Here is a 12054-nt window from a genome sequence, read left to right on the forward strand (position 1 = left end):
AATCTTCGCATGCAAAGATTAGTTTAGTTTAACTTTCACAGGCGAAGAACATATACAAAAGCAAATACTAGATAATCGAAATACGGAGATATGTATGTATATAGATGATACAATAGCGGCCATTGCGACGCCGCCCGGCATCGGCGGGGTTGGTATTATTCGTGTTAGCGGCAAGGATAGTTTTCCTATTGTAAATAGCCTGTTCAAGAGCGCTGGCACCGTTCCTTTGATGGACCGCCAAAATAGAACGATTCAATACGGAACCATTGTGGATCCTGCAACGAACAAGACCATTGACGAGGTTCTTGTGTTATTAATGAAAGGCCCTCACTCCTACACGGCAGAGGATGTGGTAGAAATTCAATGTCACGGCGGTATTGTGCCGGTTCGACAAATCTTGAAACTCCTCGTAAATCATGACGTACGCATGGCAGAGGCCGGCGAATTTACGAAGCGCGCCTTTATGAACGGACGTATCGACCTCACCCAAGCAGAGGCGATCATTGATATTATTGAAGCAAAAACAGAGGACTCCCTCTCTCTCGCTGTATCGCAGCTGGACGGCACAGTTTCGTCCTTTGTAAAAGATGTGCGTGAACAGCTCATCGCTATGATTGCTCATTTAGAGGTAACTATCGACTATCCAGAAGAGGATATTGAGGATGTAACGAGCCAAGAGGTTCGCGATCAATTGCAGCCTATTTTGAAAGCTATGGATGAACTCTTGTCCACAGCGAACACAGGTCGCCTCATTCGCGACGGTATTATGACGGTTATCGTGGGCCGCCCAAATGCAGGTAAATCGAGCCTTATGAACGCTCTCTTGCGCGAAAACCGCGCCATTGTAACGGATATTCCGGGGACAACGCGGGACAGTATTGAAGAATATATGACCGTAGAAGGCATTTCTCTGCGCCTCATCGATACGGCAGGTATTCGGGATACTCAAGATACGGTAGAAGCCCTCGGTGTGGAACGGGCTCGCGACTATATTAACAAAGCAGATATCGTGCTCTGCGTTATCGATGGGTCTACTCCATTAACCCCTGAAGAAATCGAAATTTTGACCTCTGTCAGCGGTTTGAATACCATCGTACTCCTCAATAAGTCCGACGTGGCACAAATCGTTACAGATGAAAATATTAAAGAACACGGGACTTTTACAGCTATTGAGCGCATTAGTGCCAAAGAAGGCGAAGGCTCTGCAGTTCTCTCTAAATGGGTACAAGAACTCGTCTACGGCGGTCGCGTAAAACAAGACAACAGCGCTATGATCAGTAACGTGCGCCACATCAGCCTCATGGAACAAGCAAAGGCACAAGTCGAACAAGCCCTCTCCTCCATCGACATGGGCATGCCGGTGGACTTTGTCGCTACCGATTTGCGCAGCGCCTGGGAACTACTAGGTGACATCACGGGCGACACCATTCGAGAAAGCATGATCGACGAACTATTCAGTCGATTCTGTTTAGGTAAATAAAAGTAAAAGTAGGGTGTGAGCTAACAGAGGAGCGCTAGCGACGATGGGAGCCACACATCACTTTGGTCGGAGCGTGCAATTTTTCGAAGGAAAATGCTCAGCGAGCGACCTGTACACTGGGAAAGACACTGCATAACTTTGTTCCGAACGTAAAATTTTCTAGGCTACAACGTAGCCTAAAGAAAATTCACAGTGAGGAACTGGACTCTGGGTCAAACCAAAGCATCACTTTAAAAACTTTTACAGTGAGGACCTGGACTCTGGGATATTTGGCCTCGTGATTTAAATAAAATAAGCTTTCAACATAAGTAATATATAAGGAATTCAATTGATATGTACACAGTAGATAATTATGATGTCATCGTCATCGGTGGTGGTCATGCTGGTTGTGAGGCGGCCCTCGCCGCTGCCCGCATGGGTCATCGCACATTGATGGCGACCATCAGTTTAGATAATATTGCGCTTATGCCATGTAATCCTGCCGTTGGCGGTCCTGGTAAAAGCCATCTTGTTTATGAACTAGACGCTTTAGGCGGTCAAATGGGTATCAACGCAGATGCTACAGCTATCCAAATGCGTATGCTCAATATGGGTAAAGGCCCTGCAGTGCATTCCTTGCGCTGCCAATCTGATAAAATCAAATACCAACATTTGATGAAACAAACCATTGAAAATACAGAGAATCTCAATGTTAAGCAAATCATGGTAACAGAGCTTAAGGTTGAGGATGGCAAGGTAACAGGTATCGTAACAGAACTTGGCGAATTCTATGGTGCTAAGGCGGTTATTCTTTGTACAGGGACCTACTTGAAAGGTAAAATTCTCATCGGCGATATCGATTACGTAGGTGGTCCAAATGGTCAACGCGTAGCAGAACATTTCTCTCAATCCTTGCTAGATAATGGCATTGAATTGATGCGCTTTAAGACTGGTACGCCAGCTCGTGTAGATAAACGCACGCTTAACCTCGAAAATATGGAGGTTCAAGAAGGCGATACACATCATCACTCCTTCTCCTTTATGGATGAATGGATCAATCGCAATGAAGACGTATGTTGGTTGACTTATACTAACAAAGAAACGCATGAAATCATTACAAGTAATATTCACCGTGCCCCAATGTATAGCGGTAAAATCGAAGGTGTAGGTCCTCGTTACTGCCCTTCCATCGAAGATAAAGTAGTGCGCTTTGCCGACAAAGAACGTCATCAATTATTCGTAGAACCAGAAGGTACTGGCACAAATGAAATGTACGTACAAGGTATGAGTACATCCCTTCCTATGGACGTACAATATGCGTTCTTGCGTACCATTCCTGGTCTTGAAAATGTAGAAATCATGCGCCCTGCGTACGCTATCGAATACGATTGTTTGAACCCTACGCAATTGACGCCAGCACTTCAAGTGAAACATATTGAAGGCCTCTACTCTGCTGGTCAAGCGAATGGTACATCTGGCTATGAAGAAGCAGCTGCTCAAGGCTTAATGGCTGGTATTAACGCTGCTTTATGGCTTGAAGGTAAAGAACCGTTTATCCTTGCACGCTCTGAAGCGTATATCGGTGTTCTCATCGATGATCTCGTAACAAAGGGTACAAACGAACCGTACCGTATGATGACAAGCCGCAGTGAATATCGTCTATTGCTTCGTCAAGACAATGCAGATATGCGTCTTACTGAAAAAGGCCGTGAAATCGGTCTTGTAAAAGACGATCGTTGGGCTAAATTTACAGCTAAGAAAGCTAATATCGAAGAAGCAATGGATATGTTGCGAAATACACCTGTTAATCCATCTAAGGAAACTCAAGCTTTGCTTGAAAGTTTAGGCACATCACCGATTAGAACAGGTATTCATGCGTATGATTTAGTAAAACGTAACGAACTTTCCTATGCTATCGTAGCCGATGCATTTGGTTTGAAACGTTATACACCTGACGTAGAAGAAGCTGTTGATATTTCCATTACCTATGAAGGTTATATCAAAAAACAAATGGACCAAGTCGACAAGGTTCGCAAATTAGAAGAAAAAATTCTTCCAAAAGAATGGGATTACACACAAATTAAGGGCATCTCCCTTGAAGCTCAACAAAAGCTCAATAAAATCCGCCCTCACTCCATTGGCCAAGCAAGCCGTATCTCTGGCGTATCCCCTGCGGACGTATCTGTTCTGTTGATTCAATTAGAACAATACAATAGAAGTAAATAAAATATGTGATTACATACAAAAAGCTAGCTAATGTGATTTAGCTAGCTTTTTTAGTAACTATTTATAGTTTTAATTAGCTTAATGGTTTAGACCAATCTTCAACTTCTAATTGCCTTACTCTTTCAAACTCTTTTGTATTATTAGTAACAATGGTAAGACCCTTTGACTTTGCGTGGCTTGCAATGAGCAGATCCATAGGACCAATAATTTTTCCTTGTGATTGTAAATCTGCTTTTATTTTTCCATATTCCTCAGCAGCGTGGCTGTCAAAATCAACAATTTGGATAGGCGATAATAAAAGTGTTAAAGCTAATCTATTTTTATCTTTTGATTGGCTTTTTTCTACACCATGCATTAACTCAGCATATGTAATTGATGATATACATATATCTGAAGGACGATGCTTTAAAATTTTTTGTAGTACAACTTCTGGCTCTTGCTTAATGGCATAAATACATATATTTGTATCTAACATATACTTCATAAGGCTTCACGCTCCTGATGATCGATATCTTCCCGTCCGTTACACATAAAATCATCTGTAAATAATGATAAACCAGCTACAAATCCTGCCCATTCATCATCTTTTGGCATAAGTAAAACTACATTTCCAATTTTGTTGATGATTACTTCATCACCATTAAACCGAAATTCTTTTGGTAATCGTACAGCCTGGCTGCGGCCATTTTCGAATAGCTTTGCTGTGGTCATACATATCACCTCCTTGTTAATAAAAGTATATACCTTGATATATATTTTAACAAGGTATAATTTTGTATACATATCATAATGGAATTTCTGTGTATATTTATATGTATATTTATAAAACACATATTATTCTATGGTTAAAATATGTACACTAGAGAAATACATTAGATGTACATTCAGAATAGACAAAATAATCTGTAAGTGAAGAAAATTTCATGGTGATAAATTAGAAATAAACTGTAAAATTTGGGTGCTGAAAAGATGGATGATGAAATTGTAAAAAGATGGACCGATTTCTCAATTAATTATCTTAAATGATAATATAGGTATAACATCTCTACCCTACCCTATTTTCTTCTGCGCAGGTCATATATTTTGATTTATAAATGAGAATAGATTGAGAATATGCTATAATATAAAGAAAAATGACTTAAATATTTCGCTTATATGGTCATTTTATTAGTTTTTGTATATAAACTTATATAAAATTGATCAAATAAGCGGTAGAGCTTAAATTTTTGAGTTTTATAGCATTTGAAATTAGAAATACTATTTTATTATCTCATATATTGTTAATTACATAGATTTATTTATATGATGAGCTATATGACATGAGTTGTATTGAATAATTGTGGATAGCTTTTATTTTTATATAAATACCGAGTAATTTATTAGGAGTACTTATGAAAAAAAAATACGATGTGCCTATCGCACCTGAGTCTGAATTTGTTTCATACATGATGGAACAAATGAGCAACTTTGGTCTGCCCTGTACGGAAGAGCAAGCAAAGGACTTTTATGTGTATTACTCGCGCATGATTGAAACAAATAAATACCTCAACCTTACGGGCATTACTGATATGAAAGAGGTTGTAGTTAAGCACATGATCGACTCCCTCTCCTGCTATGACTCAAATATTATTAAATCAGGCATGTCTATTATCGATGTTGGCACTGGCGCTGGTTTCCCTGGCATTCCGTTGGCAATCTATGACCGTAGCCTTAAGATTACGCTCTTTGATTCTTTGAAAAAACGTCTTACCTTCCTTGAATCCGTTATGGATGAGCTAAAATTGACGAATTGTACGACCTTGCATGGCCGTGCAGAGGATCTTAGTCATCAAGATTACCGTGAAAGCTTCGATATTGCGATGAGTCGTGCAGTAGCACGTTTACCTATTCTTCTAGAATGGACTGTTCCATACGTAAAAGAAGGTGGCTATGTGGTGGCTTTAAAAGGTGCTATATATGAAGAAGAAGTGGCAGAATCCAATAAAGCACTCAGTATATTAAAAGCTAAGATTGAAGAAGTACGTACCGTTACTCTGCCAACCTTGGATGATAAACGAGCAATTTTGTACATCAAGAAAACAGGCAAAACACCGAAACAATATCCACGTAAACCAAAAGAAATTAAAGACAAACCGCTAGTGTAATATTTTATTGTTAATATAGTTGCTAAAAAGAACACCTTTCCCTACTCGCTATTGAGGCTGTGGGAAAGGTGTTCTTTTATAATTTCACAATGACTTATACATGGTCAATGATATGTAATGTTGTATCGATATCGTTTAAAGGCATAATGTGTACGCCTGCAGCGATTTTTTTGATTTGTTCTAATGTTTCGATAGCGATTTCTGTACCCGCTTCTTTACCGCCTTTTTCTACGCGGTCTAGGATCTCTTGAGTAAGATTGATTCCAGGCACTTTTTCGTGTAGGTATGTGGCCATTTTGAAGCTTTTAAGTGGAATCAATCCAAGCATAATAGGTACATCGAATTCAGACATTTTATCAATGTAGCGTTTTGCTTGTTCTAAATCGTAAATCGGTTGTGTTTGAACGAAGTGCGCACCATTTTGGATTTTGGCAGCCAATTTTTGGCGTTCGATTTCTAAATCTGGCGCACCAGGATTGCCAGTAGCACCGATGTAGAAGTTTGTAGGTTCCTCTAAATCATTACCTGCCAAGTCTTTGCCAGCATTTAATGTTTTAGCGATGTTAAGTAAGCCCATACAGTCTACTTCGAATACAGATTGTGCAAATGGATGGTCCCCATTATCTGGTTTATCCCCAGTGAGGGTTAAAATATTGTTCACGCCCAACGCCGCAGCGCCAAGTAATTCGGATTGCAAACCGATGATATTACGGTCGCGGCAAGTAAGGTGGAAAATAGTTTCAATGCCTTCATTATGTTGCAATAAATAGGACAAGGAAATTGGGCTCATACGCATCTTAGACATAGGACTGTCAGCGATGTTAATAGCATCAACCTTCCCTTTCAAAAGCGCTGCTTGATCAAATACTTTTTGAGCTGAACTACTCTTTGGTGGGTCTAATTCAACAGTGATGGTGAACTTCCCTTGTTGATGTTTCTCTCTTAGGGTCATCATGTACCTCTTATCTATTCTTATAGTAAAAGCTTAATTCCTTAGATTTATTACATGATTTGTAATATTTATAACGTTCATTTAAGAACGTTTATTTAAGATGGGCTTTCACTATATTTATGAGTAATGAAAGTAAAAAATTATTTCTCTAAAGTTTCAAAGAAATCATTAGCGTGGTTAACGGCTGCGATACCGTCCTTAGCGTAGATATCTGCACCCGCTTGGTCTGCGTAGTCTTGAGATACTACGGCACCACCTACCATGACCTTAGTTTTGAGGCCTGCCGCACGGATTGCAGCGATGGTGTTGTCGATTTGAGGCATTGTAGTAGTCATCAAGGAACAGATACCAACGAGAGCCGCCTTGTTGTCTTTAATCGCTTGAACGATAACTTCTGGATCAACATCTTTACCAAGGTCAACGATTTTGTAACCATTGTTTTCAAGCAAGGCTGCTACGATATTTTTACCTAAATCGTGGATGTCGCCTTTAACTGTTGCTACAACGACTGTACCTTTATCTAAGCTTTCACTAGCAGGAATAATTTCTTTAATGGTGTTGAAAGCAGCCTGCATTGTTTCAGCAGCAAGCATTACTTGTGGCAAGAATAATTTACCAGAACCGAACTTGTCCCCTACTACGTTCATCGCTTCAGATAAACCTTTTTTAGTAAGATCTAATGGATCAATGCCATCTGCTAATGCTTTTTTTACAAGATCTATAATCGCCTCTTTTTCCCCTTGCTCTACGCAAGCACGGATATTAGCGAGTGGATCATTACTGTCGAAAGATTTCTTTTCAGGACCTTTTGGAGCAGCGTTACCAGGAGCACTTGTTTCATCTTCATAACCGTATTCTTTGATGAATTGAGCGGAACCTGGGTCCCAGCCTAATAATGTAGTGCTAGAAACAAACGCTTTTTTCGCTGGATAGTTTAGAGGATTCATAATTGGTGTAGTTAAGCCACATGCTAAAGCCATTGTTAAGAATTGGCCGTTCAAGTAAGGGCGTTGTGGCATACCGAAGGAGATGTTAGACAAGCCCATTACTGTTGGGAAGCCAAATTTCTCTTTATATAACTGTAATGTACGCAATGTTTGGCGTGCACTATCTTCACCGCTAGCAAGTGTTAATACTAATGGATCAAGTAATAAGTCGTGTGGTTGAAGCCCATAGCCATAGGCACGATTTACGATACTTTCAGCTAAAGCAACGCGATCCTCTGCTTTTTCAGGTAAGTCGCCACTGCAGATTGGCAAGCAAAGCAAAGCAGCACCATAACGTTTAGCCAATGGCATAACGTGTGTGATGGACTCTTCTTCCCCATTTACAGAGTTGATAAGAGCACGACCTGGGTAGTTTTTAAGGGCTACTTCCATAGCTGCTGGATCCAATGTATCGATAGATAATGGAGTTTCAACAAGCATAGATAATTCGAAGATAGCACGCTCCATCAATGGAGTTTGGTCCATGCCTGCTACGCCCATGTTTACGTCGAGGATATCAGCACCTGCTTCTACTTGGTCTAACGCATCGCGTTTTACACGGATGAAAGAGCCATCGCGTAATTCTTGAGCAAGCACTTTGCGGCCTGTAGGATTGATACGTTCACCGATGATAAGAGGTTTTGTATGATGACCTAATTCTAACAATTTAGTACGGCTCGTAATGATTGTTTTAGGTTCAATATGAGCACGTTCTTTAGGTGTATGCGCTTTTACAGCGTCGGAAATAGATTGGATATGAGCTGGTGTTGTACCACAGCAACCACCTACATAGCTTGCACCTGCATCTACGATTGGAAGCATCAATGGACCCATTTCTTCTGCTGTAAGTGGGAACACAGTTTGTTTATTAATTAATTGAGGCATGCCTGCATTTGGTTGGCAGCTAATTGGCAAGTTGGTAACGCTAGCGATTTCCTCGATAAGTGGTGTAATTTGTTCAGGTCCAAGGGAACAGTTGATACCGATGATATCAGCACCCATAGCTTCTACGATAGTAGTTGCTACTGCTGGCGGTGTACCTGTAATAGTACGGCCGTCTTCACTGAAAGAAAACTGACAGATAATTTGTACATCTTCTTTTGTCTTCCCTGCTGCTTCACGAGCGTCAAGAGATGCTAATAAAGCGGCACGCATTTCTTGTACATCGATAATGGTTTCAATGATAATGAAATCTACGCCACCTTCAATCAATGCATCTGCTTGTTCACGATATGTGTCATAAATAGAGTCAAAGCTCATATTACCTAATGGCTGTAAGAAACGACCTGTAGGTCCCATAGAACCAGCTACACGAGCAGATGGTTTAACCTCTGCAATAGCTTCTTTTGCTACCTTTACAGCTGCAATATTAATCTCTCTTACTCGATCTTGTAAGTCATAATCTTCTAACTTAAGACCACAAGCACCGAATGTGTTAGTAGTAATTACATCACTACCATGTTGTAAGTATTGAGCGTGAATATTCTTTACTACTTCTGGTTTTTCTACGTTAAATAATTCTGGACAATAGCCCTCTTCCAAGCCTGCAGCTTGAAGCATTGTGCCCATAGCACCATCAAATATATACATAAATATCTTCCTTTATCATCCTAAATTTTGAAATGTTTCACGTGAAACATTATTCTGTTGGTTGGCCTTTCATAGCGATACCAGAGGCTTCAGCTGTCGTTTTACTACAGCTCTCTTCTCCTTTATTATTAGTGGTTACAGATGCCTTTTCTGGTAATTTACGAGATGCACAATCCTTTTGGGAACAAGATGTGCAACCACGCTTTGTATTGATATCTTCATTAGCTGGCATTAAACCAATGATAGCTGTTACCGACTTACGTGGGAACAATAAATAATTTTCTGTAACTTGTAAGCCAATCATCTCTGTTTTGATGATTTTAGCTAATTGTGGCTGAATTTCTAGTGGCCAGTTACCGTAACCAGGACTAAATCGCCATGTTGGTTTATAACCTTGTTTTTTAGCAATTGTATTAATAACTTCATTTACTTGATCAGCTACCTGCTCTACTGCTGTTGTAGCAGCTGCATCAAGCAATAAACCTACAGTGTAATTACCTTGTTTAAAAAGCTGTTCACTGCGGATTTCTACATCTTCACCTACTGTTACGCCTAATACATAGACCTTTGTAGATTTTTCTAAGTGTTTTTCGATGATAGAACCTTCAATTTTTAGCGGTGGATTGCTCAAAATTGTCTTTGTTTCTGCATCATAATCGTATTCTTGATATACACCTTTAGGTGTAGCTAATAACTGAATTTCTTTACATGCTTCATCCACATATTGTTGTGGAAAATCCTCTGCATGACGAAGTCCTGCGTATCGTTTTACTTCTGCTTTATCGATGGCAGGAAGCATTCCGTTATAAATGGGCATGGAAACGCCTCCTCTTCAAAATAAAAAGCTCTGCGTATCCGTAGAGCGTGTACTTAATCTTTAGTATATTGTATATAGATCAGTTGAAACTTAAAATTTACTGATTTTATGTCTATAAATATAATTACTATCTAATTAATAGTATATAGATATCGATAATGCCTGTCAAAGCATATAGGACCTATATTCTCATATAATTTAGTTGTATGTTGATATAACTTGAAGCTATATCAAATTACATTTTAATCTTAAAAGTTATCATTGGTAATTGTATAGATGTTTTAGACTGTTAGGATACCTAATATTATTATAGTTTTATATTTAATTGTTTCACGTGAAACAATCTAATAATTTTATCTATAAATTTTGATCAAGATATTAAATTTTATTTTTAGTACTGATGTTTGATTATTAATTGTAATATTAATGATAAGTTGTAATAAATTGTAATCTTAATAATAAGTTGTAATATATTGTAATCTTATTGATACTTTGTAATAAATTGTTTTTCTAAATGATTTATATTTTCTGACTGAACAATTTTCATTGGCCTAATTTTGATTCCTAATTAATTGTTTTTAGATAAATTTTGAATGAAAAAATTTTTGTGTAAATTTGGATGATTGGTATATGTTTATATACCAAAGTGATTTTTTTACTATAAAATTTTTAGTATTAAAACTATATGCTAAGGGAGTAAATTTTAGTATATCTTTTTATTAATTATAAATGTTTCACGTGAAACATTTAGGTATATGTTTTAAATCAAAATTTTATTATGAAAAAGTAAAGATAATTTGTTTCACGTGAAACAATTAAAATTCTTATAGTAGTATTTGAGAAATACAAAATAAGGTTTATAAATAAGATTTAATCATATTATTTGCTAATATATTGATATGTGTATTATTAAATAATGTAGTTAGTGAATAAAATATAGATATTTTTCTGGAATTTGATTTGTAATTACCGTAATTATCGTTGTTTTATGTTATAATTAAAAAGAAATATTTTGAACGAACATGTGAGGTGAATTAAGTGGGCAAAGTGATAGCTATTACTAATCAAAAAGGCGGTGTTGGTAAGACGACGACATCCGTGAATTTGAGCGCTTGTTTGGCTGATGCTGGTAAAAAAGTATTGCTTGTTGATTTAGATCCACAAGGTAATGCTAGCTCTGGTTTAGGTATTGAAAAAGATGATTTAGAACTCTGTGTACACGATGTTCTAATCGATGGTGAACCTATTGCTGATATTGTTCAGCCTACAATGCTTAAAAAGCTATTTGTAGCGCCTGCAACAATTCAATTAGCTGGTGCAGAAGTGGAACTCGTTTCAGTTGTTTCACGTGAAACAATGTTGAAAAAAGCATTGGCACCCGTATGTGATGAATATGATTTTATCATTATCGACTGTCCGCCATCCCTTGGTTTGCTAACATTAAATGCCTTTACAGCGGCAGATAGCGTGTTAATTCCGATTCAAAGCGAGTTCTACGCATTAGAAGGGGTTAGTCAGCTAGTGAAAACAATTACTATTGTGCAACAAACATCTAATAAAGACCTTGAAATTGAAGGTGTGTTATTAACAATGTTTGACGGCCGTACAAATTTATCTATTCAAGTTGCTGATGAAGTTAAAAAATTCTTTGGCAATAAAGTATATAAGACTATTATTCCACGTAATGTACGTCTTAGCGAAGCTCCAAGTTATGGTGAACCTATCATCGTATATGATCCAAAATCTAAAGGGGCGGACGTATATACTAAACTAGCTAAAGAAGTGATCAAAGCTTCAAAAGATAAATAAACAGTTCAATAGTTCAATAGATAGCTAATTGTTTAGTTAAATAGATAGCTCGTTGTTTAGTTAAATAGTTA

The 12054-nt window shown here is 38.1% G+C and carries 9 protein-coding genes; 4 read left to right on the forward strand and 5 right to left on the reverse strand.

The genetic code is table 11. The features are described from left to right. The first annotated feature begins 94 nt into the window (after nt 1-94). Both mnmE and mnmG read left to right on the forward strand, forming a co-directional pair. Nucleotides 95-1480: a tRNA uridine-5-carboxymethylaminomethyl(34) synthesis GTPase MnmE gene (mnmE, locus tag MOQ65_RS04105; protein ID WP_257846749.1), complete on the forward strand. Its 1386-nt coding sequence runs from the start codon at nt 95-97 to the stop codon at nt 1478-1480. Between the two features lie 333 nt (nt 1481-1813). Next, on the forward strand, nt 1814-3685 hold the full coding sequence (mnmG, locus tag MOQ65_RS04110; RefSeq protein WP_257846750.1) for a tRNA uridine-5-carboxymethylaminomethyl(34) synthesis enzyme MnmG: 1872 nt from the start codon (nt 1814-1816) through the stop codon (nt 3683-3685). A gap of 73 nt (nt 3686-3758) precedes the next feature. Here mnmG and vapC read toward each other — a convergent pair whose 3' ends face one another. Both vapC and vapB read right to left on the reverse strand, forming a co-directional pair. Next, a complete protein-coding gene (gene vapC, locus MOQ65_RS04115; protein WP_105086243.1) occupies nt 3759-4169 on the reverse strand; it encodes a type II toxin-antitoxin system tRNA(fMet)-specific endonuclease VapC in 411 nt (136 codons plus the stop codon). Continuing rightward, complete coding sequence (vapB, locus tag MOQ65_RS04120; RefSeq protein WP_005384838.1) at nt 4166-4396, reverse strand: type II toxin-antitoxin system antitoxin VapB; 231 nt, start codon at nt 4394-4396, stop codon at nt 4166-4168. The genes vapC and vapB overlap by 4 nt, the downstream gene beginning before the upstream one ends. 680 nt (nt 4397-5076) lie before the next feature. Here vapB and rsmG point away from each other — a divergent pair. Then, nucleotides 5077-5829, forward strand: a complete 753-nt coding sequence (gene rsmG / locus MOQ65_RS04125; protein WP_257846751.1) for a 16S rRNA (guanine(527)-N(7))-methyltransferase RsmG — start codon at nt 5077-5079, stop codon at nt 5827-5829. A 94-nt stretch (nt 5830-5923) separates the two neighbouring features. Here the strand turns inward: rsmG and MOQ65_RS04130 are convergent, their stop codons facing one another. The 3 genes from MOQ65_RS04130 to MOQ65_RS04140 form a co-directional block, all read right to left on the reverse strand. Then, nucleotides 5924-6781: a methylenetetrahydrofolate reductase gene (locus MOQ65_RS04130; RefSeq protein WP_257847016.1), complete on the reverse strand. Its 858-nt coding sequence runs from the start codon at nt 6779-6781 to the stop codon at nt 5924-5926. 140 nt (nt 6782-6921) lie between these two features. After that, the gene (locus MOQ65_RS04135; protein WP_257846752.1) at nt 6922-9357 is read right to left on the reverse strand and encodes a homocysteine S-methyltransferase family protein; all 2436 of its coding nucleotides are present in this window, start codon (nt 9355-9357) and stop codon (nt 6922-6924) included. A gap of 49 nt (nt 9358-9406) precedes the next feature. Continuing rightward, the gene (locus tag MOQ65_RS04140) at nt 9407-10174 is read right to left on the reverse strand and encodes a methionine synthase (RefSeq protein WP_257846753.1); all 768 of its coding nucleotides are present in this window, start codon (nt 10172-10174) and stop codon (nt 9407-9409) included. Between the two features lie 1038 nt (nt 10175-11212). Between MOQ65_RS04140 and MOQ65_RS04145 the strand changes: the two genes are divergently transcribed. Next, complete coding sequence (locus MOQ65_RS04145; protein ID WP_257846754.1) at nt 11213-11983, forward strand: ParA family protein; 771 nt, start codon at nt 11213-11215, stop codon at nt 11981-11983. Nucleotides 11984-12054: the final 71 nt, after the last annotated feature.

Origin of the sequence: Veillonella faecalis (assembly GCF_024677885.1) — a bacterium.
Classification (GTDB): Bacteria; Bacillota; Negativicutes; order Veillonellales; family Veillonellaceae; genus Veillonella; species Veillonella nakazawae.